The sequence below is a fragment of the Acinetobacter brisouii genome (genome assembly GCF_008993995.1).
GTDB lineage: Bacteria > Pseudomonadota > Gammaproteobacteria > Pseudomonadales > Moraxellaceae > Acinetobacter > Acinetobacter brisouii_A.
Genome location: NZ_BKNN01000059.1, coordinates 1 through 16,350, shown reverse-complemented (window position 1 = coordinate 16,350; position 16,350 = coordinate 1). Strand labels below are relative to the sequence as shown.

13 protein-coding genes and 2 pseudogenes are annotated in these 16,350 nt (G+C 40.9%); 9 read left to right on the top strand and 6 right to left on the bottom strand.

Features of this window, described 5'->3' with window-relative positions:
* Positions 1 to 758 precede the first annotated feature (758 nt).
* The 3 genes from aroQ to accC are packed head-to-tail and all read left to right on the top strand — an operon-like array spanning position 759 to position 3,046.
* A complete protein-coding gene (gene aroQ / locus GBN19_RS12440; RefSeq protein ID WP_151709138.1) occupies positions 759 to 1,196 on the top strand; it encodes a type II 3-dehydroquinate dehydratase in 438 nt (145 codons plus the stop codon).
* Positions 1,197 to 1,231: 35 nt separating this feature from the next.
* Positions 1,232 to 1,657, top strand: a complete 426-nt coding sequence (gene accB / locus GBN19_RS12435; RefSeq protein ID WP_151709139.1) for an acetyl-CoA carboxylase biotin carboxyl carrier protein — start codon at positions 1,232 to 1,234, stop codon at positions 1,655 to 1,657.
* Between the two features lie 15 nt (positions 1,658 to 1,672).
* Complete coding sequence (gene accC, locus GBN19_RS12430; protein WP_151709140.1) at positions 1,673 to 3,046, top strand: acetyl-CoA carboxylase biotin carboxylase subunit; 1,374 nt, start codon at positions 1,673 to 1,675, stop codon at positions 3,044 to 3,046.
* Between the two features lie 82 nt (positions 3,047 to 3,128).
* Here accC and GBN19_RS12425 read toward each other — a convergent pair whose 3' ends face one another.
* Both GBN19_RS12425 and hrpA read right to left on the bottom strand, forming a co-directional pair.
* Complete coding sequence (locus GBN19_RS12425) at positions 3,129 to 4,232, bottom strand: beta-ketoacyl-ACP synthase III (RefSeq protein ID WP_151778368.1); 1,104 nt, start codon at positions 4,230 to 4,232, stop codon at positions 3,129 to 3,131.
* 30 nt (positions 4,233 to 4,262) lie between these two features.
* Complete coding sequence (gene hrpA, locus GBN19_RS12420) at positions 4,263 to 8,183, bottom strand: ATP-dependent RNA helicase HrpA (protein ID WP_151778367.1); 3,921 nt, start codon at positions 8,181 to 8,183, stop codon at positions 4,263 to 4,265.
* Positions 8,184 to 8,521: 338 nt separating this feature from the next.
* On the opposite strand from hrpA, the gene ahpC reads away from it, so the two are divergent.
* Together ahpC and GBN19_RS12410 are read left to right on the top strand one after the other, a co-directional pair.
* On the top strand, positions 8,522 to 9,085 hold the full coding sequence (ahpC, locus tag GBN19_RS12415) for an alkyl hydroperoxide reductase subunit C (protein ID WP_151778366.1): 564 nt from the start codon (positions 8,522 to 8,524) through the stop codon (positions 9,083 to 9,085).
* A 497-nt stretch (positions 9,086 to 9,582) separates the two neighbouring features.
* Complete coding sequence (locus GBN19_RS12410) at positions 9,583 to 9,792, top strand: KTSC domain-containing protein (protein ID WP_151778365.1); 210 nt, start codon at positions 9,583 to 9,585, stop codon at positions 9,790 to 9,792.
* Here the strand turns inward: GBN19_RS12410 and GBN19_RS16140 are convergent.
* The 3 genes and pseudogenes from GBN19_RS16140 to GBN19_RS12390 all read right to left on the bottom strand — a co-directional run bounded on the left by GBN19_RS16140 (position 9,779) and on the right by GBN19_RS12390 (position 11,542).
* Positions 9,779 to 10,267 (bottom strand): annotated as a pseudogene (locus tag GBN19_RS16140) (O-methyltransferase). The gene GBN19_RS12410 and the pseudogene GBN19_RS16140 sit on opposite strands and share 14 nt — an antisense overlap.
* A gap of 121 nt (positions 10,268 to 10,388) precedes the next feature.
* Positions 10,389 to 10,610, bottom strand: coding sequence for a DUF1653 domain-containing protein (locus GBN19_RS12395; protein ID WP_151778362.1), 222 nt, complete (start codon positions 10,608 to 10,610; stop codon positions 10,389 to 10,391).
* A 27-nt stretch (positions 10,611 to 10,637) separates the two neighbouring features.
* Positions 10,638 to 11,542, bottom strand: a pseudogene (locus GBN19_RS12390) (LysR family transcriptional regulator).
* A 111-nt stretch (positions 11,543 to 11,653) separates the two neighbouring features.
* Between GBN19_RS12390 and GBN19_RS12385 the strand changes: the two are divergent.
* The 4 genes from GBN19_RS12385 to GBN19_RS12370 all read left to right on the top strand — a co-directional run bounded on the left by GBN19_RS12385 (position 11,654) and on the right by GBN19_RS12370 (position 15,172).
* Positions 11,654 to 12,925 (top strand): MFS transporter, encoded by a 1,272-nt coding sequence (locus tag GBN19_RS12385; protein ID WP_151778361.1) that lies wholly within the window; start codon positions 11,654 to 11,656, stop codon positions 12,923 to 12,925.
* A 12-nt stretch (positions 12,926 to 12,937) separates the two neighbouring features.
* Complete coding sequence (locus tag GBN19_RS12380) at positions 12,938 to 13,642, top strand: alpha/beta fold hydrolase (RefSeq protein ID WP_151709149.1); 705 nt, start codon at positions 12,938 to 12,940, stop codon at positions 13,640 to 13,642.
* Between the two features lie 184 nt (positions 13,643 to 13,826).
* On the top strand, positions 13,827 to 14,090 hold the full coding sequence (locus GBN19_RS12375) for a hypothetical protein (protein WP_151709150.1): 264 nt from the start codon (positions 13,827 to 13,829) through the stop codon (positions 14,088 to 14,090).
* A gap of 38 nt (positions 14,091 to 14,128) precedes the next feature.
* The gene (locus GBN19_RS12370) at positions 14,129 to 15,172 is read left to right on the top strand and encodes an NAD(P)H-dependent flavin oxidoreductase (protein WP_151778360.1); all 1,044 of its coding nucleotides are present in this window, start codon (positions 14,129 to 14,131) and stop codon (positions 15,170 to 15,172) included.
* Here GBN19_RS12370 and dusB read toward each other — a convergent pair.
* A complete protein-coding gene (gene dusB / locus GBN19_RS12365) occupies positions 15,169 to 16,215 on the bottom strand; it encodes a tRNA dihydrouridine synthase DusB (RefSeq protein ID WP_151778359.1) in 1,047 nt (348 codons plus the stop codon). The genes GBN19_RS12370 and dusB overlap by 4 nt on opposite strands.
* Positions 16,216 to 16,350 lie beyond the last annotated feature (135 nt).

The window sequence follows — 16,350 nt, the reverse complement described above, 5'->3', positions numbered from 1 at the left end:
GTATAAGAGAAGTAAGAAAGACTTATGAAAGAAGTCTCATCAATGAGAATATAAAAAAATATAGGCGGATAAATCATGCTCAAATATCAGTTATTTAGATAATGAAAATGATACCCGTCCTACATGTAACAACTTATTGCACATTCTATAAACACTTACACTGCTGTTTTATTACTCAACATACGTTCAATCTGAACAAAATGGTCAATGCCTTTTAGTTTATGAGGACAATTTAGTTCAGACAAAAGTACACTTTCTGCAAGTTTTGTTCAGGACTCAAAGTCATTTTCAATAAAATGCTTAGGCTATTGCGCCGAATCAATGAGTTGATTTTGTAGATATCATGCTCAATAAATCTTGTTAAAAATATTGAAAATTATTAAATTTACTCAATTCATTCATATATTTAATGATTAAAAAAGCCTATAAGTAACTTAAAATAAAAGTGATAAAAAAGCTAACTTTGTTATAAATTCCACCATTCCAAGTGTTTTTATTTAGTGTTAGTGTAAATAAGCATAAGAGTTCAAAACATTCCAAAAAATTAAAGATACATACAAGTTTTATGTTTTTAAAATGGCACTTTTTAACATTGTTAATTTTCCCAAAAATTTACAAGATATACGCATAATTTGATTTGTTTATTCTGTATAGATAAGTACAACTTGCAAAATAATTACAGAATTCAAAGCAAAAACCCGCCAACTTTGTAAAGATCTTGCAAAAAATGATTGCAATTTCTGATTGGAGCGCACTCTATGACTTCACGTATTTTGGTCATTCACGGACCAAATTTAAATTTGCTAGGAAAGCGCGAACCTGAAGTATATGGGCACCTCACTTTAAACGACATTAATCAAAGCCTGATTGAACAAGCCAAACAGCAAGATTGCGCTTTAGATACATTTCAAAGCAACCATGAAGGTGCGATTGTCGACCGTATTCATTTAGCACAAGAACAAGGTGTGCAATTTATCATTATTAATCCAGCAGCATATACACATACATCGGTTGCATTACGTGATGCGCTGCTCGGGGTCAATATTCCATTTATTGAAGTGCATTTATCCAATGTGCATGCCCGTGAAGCCTTTCGTCATCACTCATACCTCAGCGATAAAGCCGTTGGTGTGATTTGTGGCCTAGGTGCGAAAGGCTATCACTTTGCACTCAATTATGCGATTTCTCAACTTTAACCTTCTCATTAGTCTTCATAAGGAATACGAACACCATGGATATTCGTAAAATCAAAAAACTCATCGACTTGATGATTGAATCTGATCTTCACGCAATTGAAGTAAAAGAAGGTGATCAATCGATTGCTTTAACTCGCCGTAGCCCTGCACCAATCCAAATGGGTGTTGCTGCAATGCCAGCACCTTCTGCTGAAGCTGCTGCTCCAAAAGCAAAAGCACCACGTGGTGTTGTTGAAACTGCACCGATGGTTGGCGTGTTCTATGCAGCATCAAGCCCAGGCGAAGCACCATTTGTGCAGGTCGGTCAAACAGTTTCTGCGGGTGATACACTCGGTATTATTGAAGCAATGAAAATCATGAACCCGATTGAAGCCACTCAAAGCGGTGTAATTGAAGAAATCTTGGTAAAAAATGGCGAAGTGATTGAGTTTGGTCAACCATTATTCCGTTACCGCGCATAATTACAGGGACTCACAATGTTGCAAAAAGTTCTGATTGCAAACCGTGGTGAGATCGCCTTGCGAATCACCCGCGCTTGTAAAGCCTTAGGCATTAAAACCGTTGGTGTGTATTCTAGCGCCGACAAAGACTTGATGCATTTGCGTTTTGTCGATGAAGCTGTATGTATCGGTCCTGGTACAACCAGCGAAAGTTATCTCAATATTCCAGCATTATTAACTGCTGCTGAAGTTACAGGTGCAGATGCCATCCACCCTGGTTATGGCTTCTTGTCTGAAAATGCTGAATTTGCAGAAATGGTTGAAACTTCGGGCTATATCTTTATTGGCCCACGCCCAGAACACATCCGTTTAATGGGTAACAAAGTTTCGGCAATTACTGCAATGCGTAAAGCTGGCGTACCCACAGTACCAGGCTCTCAACATGCAGTAACACCTGCCAACGCCAAAGAAGAAGCAGCGAAAATCGGTTTCCCACTGATTGTTAAAGCTGCTTCTGGTGGTGGTGGTCGTGGTATGCGTATTGTTGAACGCATCGACACTTTGCTTGAGTCTGTACAAGCAGCTCAACGTGATGCTGAAATGTGGTTTGGTGATGACACGGTCTATATGGAACGTTTCTTACAAAAACCTCGCCACGTTGAAGTTCAAATCTTGGCAGATGGTCAAGGTCATGCGATTCACCTGTACGATCGTGACTGTTCTTTACAACGTCGTCACCAGAAGGTGCTTGAAGAAGCGCCTGCACCAGACTTGCCTGAGCAAGCACGTGCTGACATTCTTGAAGCTTGTGTACATGCATGTAAACTTATGCAGTACCGTGGCGCAGGTACGTTCGAATTCTTATTTGAAGATGGCGAGTTCTTCTTCATTGAGATGAACACACGTGTTCAGGTTGAACATCCTGTGACTGAAATGGTTACTGGCGTTGACATTATCGAACAGCAAATCCGTATTGCTTCTGGTTTAGGTCTGAGCCTTGAGCAAAAAGATATTGAAGTTCGTGGTCATGCGATTGAATGCCGTATCAATGCTGAAGATCCAACAACGTTCCTACCATCTCCAGGTCGTATTGAGCACTTCTATGCGCCAGGTGGTGCGGGTATCCGTTTAGATTCTCATATCTATTCTGGTTATAGCATTCCACCTTATTACGATTCTATGATCGCGAAATTGATCGCACATGGTAAAGACCGTCATACTGCGATTGCTCGTATGCGCCAAGCCTTAGATGAAATGATTTTGACAGGTGTGAAAACTAATATTCCATTACATAAAGATTTGATCTTACAAGACAAAGCTTTCTGTGAAACAGCGATGGATATTCACTATCTAGAAAATCATTTGCTTAAACAGCTTGAACAACCTGTTGAAGAAAAAAAATCTGCTTAATAACCTGAGTTAATTTGCAGTAAAAAAGCCCAATACAATGTACTGGGCTTTTTGTTTTTCCTTGCATATCAGGATCTAAATCTTAACCGACTTTTTTCAGCAAGACTGTCCCGACCGAATAACCTGCACCAAACGAACTTAAAATGGCATATTCACCCACACAAACTTCATGTGCCGTTTTATGCATGGCAATAATCACACCTGCTGAAGAAGTATTGGCAAATTCATCTAAAATAATCGGGGCACGTTCAGCTTCTGCCTGTTTACCCGCGACATATTTCAAAATCAGTTCATTCATGTTGGCATTGGCTTGGTGTAACCAAAAGCGTTTGACCTGATCGGCAAGCAACTGGTTTTTCTCAAGTTGCTGATTAATCATCTGCGCGACCAATGGACAGACTTCTTTAAATACCTTGCGTCCATCTTGATTAAACAACAAAGCATCGCCAAAAGCATCTTCACAACGGTTTAAAAAGCCAAAGTTGTTACGAATATTGTTCGAAAACTGGGTTTGCAAACTTAGATCCACCAACTCAAAACCTGCTTTGTCTGAACTTTCTTCAATAATGGTCGCTGTCGCAACATCACCAAAAATAAAATGGCAATCGCGTGATTTAAAATTGAGATGTGCCGAGGTAATTTCGACATTGACCATTAAGACACGGCGCGCACCTGCCTGAATGGCATCATGCGCCTGTTTCAAACCAAAAGTCGCCGAAGAACACGCCACATTCATATCATAGGCATAGCCTTTGATGCCCAATGCCGACTGAATCTCAATTGACACCGCAGGGTAAGCACGCTGCATGTTGGAACATGCCAAGATCACCACATCAATCTCGTCAGCCGTGACACCCGCTTGCTGCATAGCCTGTTTTGCCGCAATGACACCCCATTCCGCTTGTAATGACAATTCATCATTACTGCGTTCAGCCAAACGCGGATACATACGATCAATATCTAAAATGCCAGATTTTTCGACCACATAACGGCTTTTAATGCCCGATGCTTTTTCAATAAACTCTGCACTTGAGCCATGCAGTTCTGCAAGCTCACCTGCTGCAATTTGCTCAGCATGGGCTTGGTTGTAGCGTTCTACATAAGCATTCAAGCTTGCAACCAGTTCCTGATTACTAATCACTTCGGTTGGATGAAATAATCCTGTCCCTGTAATACGAATGCTCATGTCAAATTCCTCAATTATTCAAAAATCAAATCAAAGACCCAACTGTTGCCAGTGTTTTTGCAAACGATTTTCGGAAATTGGCATCTTGGTTTTCATGGGCTGCGAAAATAGAGAAATTCGCTGCTCTTCGACCATGGTGTACAATTCACGTAATCTTGGGTCATTTTTATATTTGAATAATTTTTCCATCCAAGGGTCGACCTGATCAATGGCAGCATTATCTCTTTGCAAGTTATTTGGTAGACGCTCCAGTCGCATTATGAGTGCCTTCAAATAGCGTGGAAACTCTTGCCATAAGCTCAAAGGTTGTGTATAGACGAAATTATCCAGCTGCATCAAGTCTAACTGGTCTTCAATATCATCTATATTCTTGCCAAAAATGCTTTGATCGAGCGTAAGTAATTGACGGCGAATACTTTGCCACGGAATAAGAACATCATTGAGCACGCTTAAAATGTGCTGACCATGCGTCAAAAACTGTTTTTTAACCTGTGTCAGCAATTCTGCAAACGCATTGGCATCGACAGGCAATTCATTAATCGCTTCATCTAGAGTGGCATAAATCAACATTTGTTCTAGTTTGGCTTTATCACCAAGTGGCGAATATGCCAAAGCCAGTGGTTTAGAAATCTGTTTTTTCAATTGACGAATCGCATCGCCCAATTGTAAATGAATCAGACGAATCACCCCTTGCTTATGCTGATGCATTGCTTCAGCTTGATCATTAAAGGTCTGAATCACCACACCCGATTCATCTTTAGCATCGAGTTTAGAAAAAGCTTTGGTCGGAACCAGTGCCTGAAACTGCTTGACCACGACACCTGTAACTTTTTGAGCAGCTTCAAACACAAATTGCTCAGGGAAAGTTTGAAACTCTCCTTTGGACTGTTTGACTGGTCGATGGGTTTCAGTACGACAACGCGCCTTCAGTTCAGACAGTTCACGTCCTTTTTCAATGATGCGACCTTTTTCATCTACAACCACTATAAATGGCAAGAGGTACGGATCAACACGCTCAAATGAAAAATCTTTTTCAGTGATTTGCTCACCACGTAGCGCAAATGCCAAATACTTAAAAATATGCTCACGTAAATGCACAGCATCTACGCCACTGAATAATTTTTTAGCGGTATCTGGAATCGGCACGATATTACGACGTTTATCTTTTGGCAAAGCTTTCAGTAAAGCTTCGATCAAATCCAGACGCCAACCCGGAATTCCCCATGACCAGATATTTTCATCGACCTGTGGCAAGGCTTGGACAGGAATTGTAACGGTTGCCCCATCCTGATCATGGCTTGGGTCAAAACGGTAACTGGTCGCAAGACGTAGCTCGCCATTGTGCAAATAATCAGGAAATTGCTGGGTGGTTGGGCGGTCACTTTGCCAAAGTGCATCATCCTCCACAAACAGATAACGTGGCTGTTTCGGTTCAACCGTTGCACGCCAGTCTTCAAAAGTACGACGACTGGCAATGTCCTCAGGCACACGCGCTGCATAGAACTGGTAAATGGTTTCTTCATCCACCACCAAATCGCGACGGCGCAATTTATCTTCAACACGCTCGACTTCTTCAAGTTTGAGTAAATTGTGCTTTAAGAATGGTGGTGTAATCCCCAATTGACCTGTCGTTAAAGCATCTCGTAGGAAAATTTCATGTGCGGCTGCATGATCCACTTTTTCAAAATTAATTTGGCGTTTTGGCTCAATAATTAAACCAAACAATGAAATTTGTGCATACGCATTCACAATGCCTGACTTCTTCGACCAATGTGGCTCAAAGTAGTGGTATTTCAGCAAATCACGCGCTGCAAGCAAAATCCATTCAGGATCAATCTTCGCCAAGGTACGCAAATACACCTGCGAGGTTTCAACCATTTCAAAGGCCATCACCCACGATGCACCTGCTTTATGCAGACTACTGGCAGGGAAAATTCGGGCTTTTTGCTGACGCACTGCCATATAAACATTGCGTTCATCGGTTTTATTGGCAATAAACGACAATAAACCTGTCAATAAAGCACGATGCAGGTTTTCATAACTGGCAGGCTTGTCATTCCACGACAGTTTTAAACCTTCAGCCAATTCAACCAACTGTTGATGAGTTTGGCGCCATTCACGTAAACGTAACCAACTTAGAAAATGCTGACGAGCAAAGTTACGGCGTTTATTTTCGGTCATCGCTTCACGATTACTTTGCAGCGTGTCCCAAAGCTTTAAATAAAACAGAAAATCAGAATCTGCTTCTTTAAATAATGCATGTTTCTGGTCTGCTTGGGTTTGCTTGTCGGCAGGGCGTTCTCGTGGATCTTGCACCGCCAGCGCACTGACCACCACCAGAATTTCTTTGAGCACACCAAAATGCGAACCTGCAACAATCATACGTGCCAGACGTGGATCGATTGGCATTTTTGCCATCATTTGTCCGACTTTGGTCAGAGAATCTCCCCCAACCCCTCTTTTAGAAAGAGGGGCTTTTTCAAGTCCGCCTTGTTCAAAGGAAGATTTAGGAGAATTCTTCTCTGTCAGCGCACCCAATTCCACCAATAATTTACGACCATCATTTACCAAACGATGATCAGGTGGTTCAATAAAATCAAAGTCTTCAAGATTACCTAACCCCAAACTTTGCATCTGTAAAATCACCGATGCCAAGTTGGTTCGTTTAATCTCAGGTTCGGTAAATTCTGGACGACTTTGGAAATCTTCTTCACTATACAAACGAATACAGACACCCGCCGCAATACGACCACAACGACCTTTACGCTGATTGGCAGCCGCTTGGGACACCGCCTCAATCGGCAAACGCTGTACACGTGAACGATAGCTATAACGCGAAATACGCGCAAAACCACTGTCAATGACATAGCGAATATTCGGTACAGTTAGTGCAGTTTCAGCGACATTGGTGGCAATAATAATGCGTCGACCTGCGCCACCGGGATTAAAAATCCTTTGCTGTTCCGACAGTGCTAAACGTGCATAAAGTGGCAAAATTTCGGTATGGCGTGGGCCGTATTTCTGTAAAGTTTCTTGCAGTTCACGAATTTCTTGCTCGGTACTGGCAAAAATCAGAATATCAGCATGTTCAGGATGCCCTTTTTCTGCGGCATCGGCAAAACATTCTTCAACCGCTTGAACGACAGCACGCGGCAAATTTTCTTCAAAATCATCAAAGGCATCGTCATCACTACCGCCAATATTCATTTCAGAAATTGGACGATAACGGACTTCTACAGGAAAGCTACGCCCTTCGACTTCAAAAATTGGCGCTTGACGGAAATATTCACTAAAACGGTTAACGTCTAATGTCGCCGAAGTAATGATGACTTTTAAATCTGGGCGTTTTGGCAATAACTGCTTCAAATAACCCATAATGAAGTCGATATTGAGCGAACGCTCATGCGCTTCATCGATAATAATCGTGTCGTATTTATTTAAAAATCGGTCATTTGACAGTTCTGCCAATAAAATCCCGTCCGTCATTAAACGGACGATTGAATCATTGGAACCTTGTTCATTAAAACGGACTTTAAAACCAATTGAATCACCGAGCTTTTCACCGACTTCTTCAGCAATACGCTGTGACACACTGCGCGCAGCCAAACGACGTGGCTGGGTATGCCCGATCATGCCTGTCAAGCCACGCCCTGCAAGCATGGCAATTTGTGGTAATTGTGTTGTTTTCCCCGAGCCTGTTTCACCCGCAACAATAATCACCTGATGCTTCTGAATGGCAGTAATCAGGCGTTCGGCATATTGGGTTACAGGAAGATCTTGATTCAGCTTAATTTTTGGTAAACGCTGAAAACGCGCTTTGACTTGCGCATTGGATTTTTCAAATAATGCTTGGTACTGCTGTTGATCCGCATCCTTTGTCTTGCCTAGTCGATTTAAACGATGTCGGTCACGCACCATAACCAATTGATCTATATTTAAATCACTTTGCACAGAATGCTATCCTCATACATAAAAGAGGCTAGTTTACTCGACTCTGATCTTGATAGAAAGAATTACATTTCCAAGTTTTTTCAACAAAGCCCTTGAATTTAAAGCTGTCTATCTTCATATTTAGTCTCAGTGATGCGAAATAGGATTGTGATTGTCATCACCATGCAATAGATGACCCTAACAATCCTTGTTGTAATAGGTGAAAGGTGTTGCAAAAATCAACGATTTATTTTTCCGATTTATTGCATTAAAAAATACTATTTTACCAATGATGTTTTTTTTCTTATTCTAAATTTCGTAAACAGATTACTACTTCCATCCATCTTACGGAGATAATGATGAGCTTAATTAATACTGAAGTTAAACCATTTAAAGCAACTGCATACCATAACGGTCAATTTATTGACATCACTGAAGCTGATCTTAAAGGCAAATGGTCTGTATTCTTCTTCTATCCAGCAGACTTCACTTTCGTTTGCCCAACTGAACTTGGCGACCTTGCTGACAACTACGCTGAGTTCAAAAAATTAGGCGTTGAAATCTTTGCAGTTTCTACTGATACGCACTTCACACACAAAGCTTGGCACGATTCTTCTGATGAAATCAAAAAAATTGAATACCCAATGGTTGGCGATCCAACTTGGACACTTGCTAAAAACTTTGAAGTGTTAATTGAAGAAGCGGGTCTTGCTGACCGTGGTACTTTCGTAATCGACCCAGAAGGTAAAATCCAAATCGTTGAAATCAACGCGGGTGGTATCGGTCGTGACGCTCAAGAACTTCTTCGCAAAGTTAAAGCTGCTCAATATGTTCACGCTCACCCAGGTGAAGTTTGCCCAGCTAAATGGAAAGAAGGTGATGCAACACTTGCTCCATCTATCGACCTAGTAGGTAAAATCTAATCTTCTGATTAGCTAATATCTAAAAAATAACCCCCTCATATGAGGGGGTTATTTTTATTGAGTATTCAATCGTGAATATTTTTATACTACTTCAAACATTACTTTTAAAAATTTATCCCCTTTAAAGTATCAACCAAACAATGACTAGCAAGTCATCTTGTTAAAAATAGTCAACTGTATTCACAAAACTGAGGGGGTACTCATTTAAAGAAATAGCTCAAAAATGAGTATGTTTATGCCTAAATTTGATTATTTAGTAAAAAATATGATTGTTTATTGAATAAAATAAGAGCTAATTTGCCTCATAAAATGAAATGAGGACACGCCCTAGCATCTGTTTATTATTTTGTAAAAGGATGTGTTGATTTCAAACACCTAGGGAGTAGGCATACATCAGGATATGTAATAAATGATAAGAATAGAATGAATAATGCATTTGTTGGTTCAAAAATTGCACTATTTTAGAAAAATACCAACAACGATACAGGGTGATATATATGTATAGAGCTGATCACATCGTTAAAACTTGGAAATACAGTGCAAGTTCTCGTTACTTAAAAATTTTTTATGCCGATGGTACAGCCGTATTATTTTACTCTGTACCCCGCTTTGTTTATGACAGTATGTTACGTGTGCAGAATAAAACAGCATTTATAGAAAAATATCTCACTTATAATTTACACTTTTCAAGCGTCATGCTTGCTTAACCAAAACACATAAGCCTGTCCCAATCGCCAAGTGACTCATCACAAAATTTGTGTCAGATTTTATCGCTGAAATAAATTCTGACACTTCCCTAGCATGCGAAATGACACGATCAATCACAATCATTCCTCGTGGTTTCACGTGTTGGGGTAAATATTGCCAATAAGATAAATATTCACTCCGCTCTGCATCCAAAATAATCACATCAAAGCATTGCATTGTCTGCTGCAAAAACTGCAATGCGTCACCAATCCAAAAATCAATCGGTGTTTTTAAGTCAAAGGTTTGCAAGTTCTGCTATGCAAATATACTTCTCTCAGGTTGTTTTTCCACACTAATCAGATGCCCTGTACTATTTTCAAGCATTTTTGCAACCCATAGTGTGGTAAAGCCTGCGGATGTGCCGATTTCAAGGATGTTCTGACTATTTTGTAAAGTAATGAGTTGAGAAAGAAACAGTACAGACTCTAACTCCATACTACCATAACGCGCCAAACGGTGATCTTGCTGGGCATCATGTTGTTTCAGTTGTAAATACAGTTGTTTTTGTTGCTTTAGAAACTGTTCATCAATCATTCACAACCTCTCTTATTCATCATTATTCTAAGCGTTGGATTAATTCAAAACGTGGACAACTTACGCCATTTTCTAAGCTTATCTGTTCAACAAACATGCTTAATGGTCGAATCCACATGGAGTAATCTCCATATAAACATTGGTATAGCACATGTTCTTCCTCAGTTTCACTATGTTTTGCAACTGTAAATACTTGGTAAAGCTGACCTTTATAATGTCGATAGATACCACGTTGTAAAGGCATAAATAAATACTCCAAATTATAGCCAGTTCAATATTGATTTTGATGACATAAAGACATCACGATACTGGCAAAATTGATCGCCAGTTGTGATGGATTTTCCGCATGATACGCCAAGCCAAGACTGACATGTGGCACAGGTGCTTGCAACCGACAATGTTGAATACCCGCCAGTTGTACCTGAATCAGGACTCAGGTACCAAAGAAACACCCAAGTTACCAGAAATTAAAGATAAGATAGACACTAACTGAGGTGCACTTTGTCCAATTTTCGGGTCAAATCCTGCCTGTAAACACGCTTGTACAATCGCATCATATAAGCCCATTCCTGAAAAAGATTCAGGAATCATAATAAATGGGTCATCTTTGAGTGCCATCAAAGCCAAAGCTTGAGAATGTTCTGCCGCAGGATGATGCGATGGCACAACAGCAACCAAAGGTTCATCCATTAAATGCTGAATTTTTAATGCTTCTGGTTGAGGGTCTGAAGGTCGAAGGAACGCAATATCGACTTGTTCATTGAGTAGTTTTTGAATCAATGCTGCTGAATTGGCTTCCTCAATTTTTACTTTCACCTTCGGATAAGTCTTTTGAAACTCACGAATTGCCGTCGGAATCAGCGGGTTTAATGCTGCTGTTCCTGTAAAACCCAAATTTAACTGTCCAAGTTCACCATTGGCAACTTGACGTGCAATTTGAATGGCTTCATCAGCACGTTGCTGCAAAGGCTGTACTGCTTGTAAAAAAGCCTGTCCCGCTTCAGTCAATTCAATACCATGTGGATTGCGATGAAATAGGGCTGCCCCAATTTCATTTTCCAAATCGCGAATTTGCATACTTAAAGGTGGCTGACTAATGCCTAAACGCATGGCGGCTTTGGTCAGATTTTTTTCTTCTGCTGCCACTAGGAAGTAGCGTATATGCCGAAGCTCCATATATAAAACATATCAAGGTACATATTTAAATATATTAGAAAAATACCTAGTAAATTGCTAGATTAATCTCGAATAAGTTCCTTATAAAATCTCACCAATTGAGTATTTATCATGTCTAGCGACTCATCATCTAAATCCGTTCAAGTTCCTACAGAAACTTGGACGCATCGCTCATCTTCTCCACGCACCCGCACCACTACAAAAAATCTCTGGATTCAACAAGGTTCTCAAGACTATTACCGTGCAGGTTTTGCCCTGTTCTTATTGGGCTTTGCCAGCTTCTCCCTGATTTATTGTGTACAGCCGCTTCTTCCTGCATTTTCACATAGTTTTGCAATTAGTCCTGCAACCAGTTCCTTGGCACTGTCCTTAACCACAGGCTTACTGGCATTCTCGATTGTATTAGCCAGCGCATTTTCACAAGCCTTCGGACGGCGTGGCATTATGTTTATTTCAATGGCAGTCGCCTCTGTTTTAAATATCATCGCTGCATTTATGCAAGAGTGGCATGCACTGCTGATTGCTCGGGCGCTTGAAGGATTGGTTCTTGGGGGTGTCCCTGCTGTTGCAATGGCATGGCTAGCTGAAGAAATCGATCCTGCACATTTGGGTAAAGCCATGGGGCTTTATGTCGGGGGTACAGCCTTCGGTGCAATGATGGGTCGAGTAGGTATGGGACTGATCAGCGAATTTTATTCATGGCGGATTGCCCTTGGTGTACTTGGTATCATTTGTCTCATCTTTTCTTTTGGATTTTTTCAATTACTGCCTAAATCTCGCAACTTTATTGCTCAACCCGGCTTTCGTATCAGCTTTCATATGCGGACATGGGGCAAACATTTAAAAAACTTGGGTCTTATTCGTCTGTATGCAGTTGGCTTTTGTTTAACCAGTATTTTTGTTACGCTGTTTAACTATGCGACTTTCCGTTTATCAGGTGCGCCATATTCATTTAGTCAAACCACCATTAGCCTGATCTTTTTGGTCTATGCCTTTGGTGTAGTGTCTTCATCAATCGCAGGAAGCTTAGCCGATCGCTTTGGTAAGCGCCCTCTAATGCTGAGTGGTTTTATCATTATGGGTTTAGGGATTTTATGTACTTTGGCAAACCCAATCATTGCAATTATTGCGGGAGTTATTTTAGTCACCACGGGATTCTTTATCACTCACTCTGTGACTAGTGGCTGTGTTGGCCCTAAAGCAGGTGAAAATAAAGGACATGCCGCATCTTTATACTTATTATTTTATTATATGGGTTCAAGCATCATTGGCTCAGTGGGTGGCTGGTTTTGGTTACACGGAGGCTGGTCAGCAATTGTCAGTCTCACCCTTGTCTTTGCTGTGATTGGTAGCATTTTATCTTTAGTGCAAGTCAAACATTAATTTAGGTTATTTATGCTTTCTCCTCGTCCTACCGTCGTTTTTATTCCCGGTTTACTCAATGATAAAAAATTGTGGCAACATCAAACAGATGCCTTGTCACAATACGCAGAAATCATTGTTGCAGACTTGTCACAAGATGACAATTTACCCGCAATGGCAGCACGAATTCTAAATCAGGCACCCGCAAAATTTGCGCTTGTTGGACTGTCTATGGGGGGCTATGTTGCTTTTGAAGTCATGCGTCAAGCACCTGAGCGCGTAACTAAACTTGCACTGTTTGATACCAGTGCCCGCCCTGACAGCGCGACTTCAGCAAAACACCGCCAAGCGACCATACATTCTCTCAAAGTCGGTCGATTTATGGGAGTAACCAATAAATTACTTCCTCAAATTATTCATCCATCTCGTGTGCATGAACCCTTCGCTGAAGAAATTAAAGCTATGGCTCAGCGTATTGGTGGCATCGGCTTTATCAATCAGCAAACGGCTATTCTCGCTCGCAGAGACTCACGCCCATTATTGGCAGACATTCAAGTTCCAACATTGATTGCAGTGGGTGAAAATGACCTTGTAACGCCTGTAAAACTCGCTCAGGAAATGCATGAAGGGATTGCTCATTCACAACTTCATATTTTTAAACAGTGTGGGCATTTACCTCCTATGGAATGCCCTGAAGAAACAACTCAGTTGTTACGTGACTGGTTACAACAAAAATGAGGCACTGACACTGTTACATTTAGACATTGTGACAGTGTCAAGCAAGATAAAAGTCGTATTGTTCAAATAGTAAAAATGTTTGAGCCTATAACACTCTCGTTAGCAAAATGTAAATTTCACTTTTTCGATTTCAAAAAATCTCTAGACTAAGCTCAAATACAATCATAAATGAGAGGAATTCTTGATGAAACAAATGATTATTCTGAGTAGCATCTGCATTGCCTTAGGTCTAACAGCATGTCAAAAACAGCCAAATCCTGAAACAGGTGCATCGACTGAACAGCATTTAGATAAAGCTGCCGAACAAGCTAAAAATGATTTTAAACAAACCGTAGATACCGTTTCAGCCAAAACCAAACAAGCATCAGACCATGCTGCAAGTGAACTTGATCGTACGATTAATCACACTGAAGCCCAAATTCATAAAGCCACAAGGGATCATCAATAATGTTCCCATTTTCATTCTCACATCAAAGTTAATATCTTATGTCTACATTAAATCAGCTCTCATTACAGTACCCAATTTTTCTTGCACCCATGGCAGGTGTATCGACCCCACAACTTGCCGCCGAGGTTTCCAATGCAGGCGGTTTAGGTTCATTAGGTCTAGGTGCAAGCTCAATTGAGAGTTGCCGTGAGCAGATTTTAAAGACGCAGGCATTAACCGATCAGGCATTTCAGGTCAATTTCTTTTGTCATCGTAGTGAAGTGCTTGATCTTGATGTTGCACAGCAATGGATTCAGCATTTACAGCCGTATTTTGCTCAGTTCGGGCACCATGCTCCCGAACAGCTCAACTGTATTTACCCAAGTTTTCTAGATTCTGATGATTATCTTCATCTGATTTTAGAATTACGTCCTGCGGCTGTAAGTTTTCATTTTGGTATTCCACATCCACATCAAATCCAAGCTTTGAAAGAAGCTGGAATTATCACGATGGTGACAGCAACCAATTTAAATGAAGCACAAGCCATCGAACAGGCTGGAATTGATCTAATCATTGCTCAAGGCATTGAAGCAGGTGGACATCGTGGCATTTTCCACCCCCAACGCGATGCAGCATTGAGTACCGCAGAGCTAGTTCAACTTTTACATCAATACTGTAACCTTCCGATTGTTGCGGCTGGTGGCATAATGAATGGTCAGCATGCCCAACATTTACTCGATCTTGGGGCATCGGCAGTCCAACTGGGAACAGCATTTATTCAGTGCTCATCTTCCAATGCAAATACCATATATCGCGAAGCATTATTTGATGAACCTGTAACACAAATTAGCGCAGCAATTTCGGGTCGTCCTGCACGTGGTATTGTAAATGACTGGCATAAATGGATTGAACAACTTGATCGTCCAGAAATTCCTGTTTACCCTTATAGCTATGATATTGCTAAGCAACTACATCAGCTTGCAGCACAACAACAGCATCAAGGCTTTGCTGCATTTTGGGCAGGAAGTCAAGTTGCTGAAATTCGTCAACTTGAAGCTGCCGAACTCATCTATACCTTAGCAAAAGAAATGCGTTTGGCTTAATGTGTCTCAAGTAAACTGATGGATTCAACTTGCACATCATCCATATTTTGTCCTTGACCAAGCAATAAATCGAAGTAGGCTTCCACCACTTTCGCTTGTTCAAGGGTCGATTCAACCTTGTACATATTTTGACGAAACTCATTGCTTGAATGTAAACCCTTGGTATACCAAGCAATATGTTTACGTGCAATCCGACATCCTGAATATTCGCCATAGAACTCATACAGCTCGCTCAAGTGTCCAAGCAAAACTGTTTTGACTTCTTCAATACTCGGTGCAGACAAATGTTGCCCTGTTTTTAAATAATGGGCGATTTCACGAAAAATCCACGGTCGTCCCTGAGCAGCACGACCAATCATAATCGCATCTGCACCCGTGTAATCGAGTACATATTTAGCTTTTTCAGGACTGTCGATATCACCATTGGCAATCACGGGAATATCAATATGACTTTTCACTTGTTTAATCAGTTCATAACGTGCCGTATTTAAATACATGTCTTCACGGGTACGCCCATGTAGTGCTAACGCTGCAATGCCTGCCTGCTCAGCACGTTTCGCCACCCGCATAATATTTTCATAACCATTCAAATAACCGAGGCGTGTTTTTAAAGTTACTGGCACATCAACCGCAGCAACCACGGTATCTAAAATTCGAGCGACCAAATCTTCATCTTGAAGGAGTGCTGAACCTGCCAGTTTGTTGCAGACTTTTTTAGCTGGACAACCCATATTTATATCGACAATCTGTGCGCCATTCTCAACCTGATAACGTGCAGCTTCTGCCAATTGTTCTGGGTCTGAGCCTGCAATTTGCGCAGAAATGGGGGCAATTTCGCCATCGAAATTGGCACGATATAAGCTTTTTTTGCTCATGCGAAGTGTTTTATCAGCGGTCATCATTTCACTGACTGCATGCCCTGCGCCAAAGTACTTACAAAGTGTTCTAAATGGACGATCCGTTACACCTGCCATCGGTGCGACCCAAATTTGGTTACGCTTTGTTTTATCAAACAATTCTGTAATTACTTTGTTTTTACTCAATTTTCCAATTCCTATATTCTCAATCATTTTCCAACATTCTTGACTATTCTTTTATATTTGTTGCACCATAGTTGCACCATATTTTTTATATGGTGCAACTAATATTCTATGGTGCAAAAATATGGGAACAATTAC

What these genes read in the sequence shown, in the direction of transcription:
- aroQ (WP_151709138.1), top strand. Translation starts at nt 759, where the DNA reads ATGACTTCACGTATTTTGGTCATTCACGGACCAAATTTAAATTTGCTA.
- accB (WP_151709139.1), top strand. Translation starts at nt 1,232, where the DNA reads ATGGATATTCGTAAAATCAAAAAACTCATCGACTTGATGATTGAATCT.
- accC (WP_151709140.1), top strand. Translation starts at nt 1,673, where the DNA reads ATGTTGCAAAAAGTTCTGATTGCAAACCGTGGTGAGATCGCCTTGCGA.
- GBN19_RS12425 (WP_151778368.1), bottom strand. Translation starts at nt 4,232, where the DNA reads ATGAGCATTCGTATTACAGGGACAGGATTATTTCATCCAACCGAAGTG.
- ahpC (WP_151778366.1), top strand. Translation starts at nt 8,522, where the DNA reads ATGAGCTTAATTAATACTGAAGTTAAACCATTTAAAGCAACTGCATAC.
- GBN19_RS12410 (WP_151778365.1), top strand. Translation starts at nt 9,583, where the DNA reads ATGTATAGAGCTGATCACATCGTTAAAACTTGGAAATACAGTGCAAGT.
- GBN19_RS12395 (WP_151778362.1), bottom strand. Translation starts at nt 10,610, where the DNA reads ATGCCTTTACAACGTGGTATCTATCGACATTATAAAGGTCAGCTTTAC.
- GBN19_RS12385 (WP_151778361.1), top strand. Translation starts at nt 11,654, where the DNA reads ATGTCTAGCGACTCATCATCTAAATCCGTTCAAGTTCCTACAGAAACT.
- GBN19_RS12380 (WP_151709149.1), top strand. Translation starts at nt 12,938, where the DNA reads ATGCTTTCTCCTCGTCCTACCGTCGTTTTTATTCCCGGTTTACTCAAT.
- GBN19_RS12375 (WP_151709150.1), top strand. Translation starts at nt 13,827, where the DNA reads ATGAAACAAATGATTATTCTGAGTAGCATCTGCATTGCCTTAGGTCTA.
- GBN19_RS12370 (WP_151778360.1), top strand. Translation starts at nt 14,129, where the DNA reads ATGTCTACATTAAATCAGCTCTCATTACAGTACCCAATTTTTCTTGCA.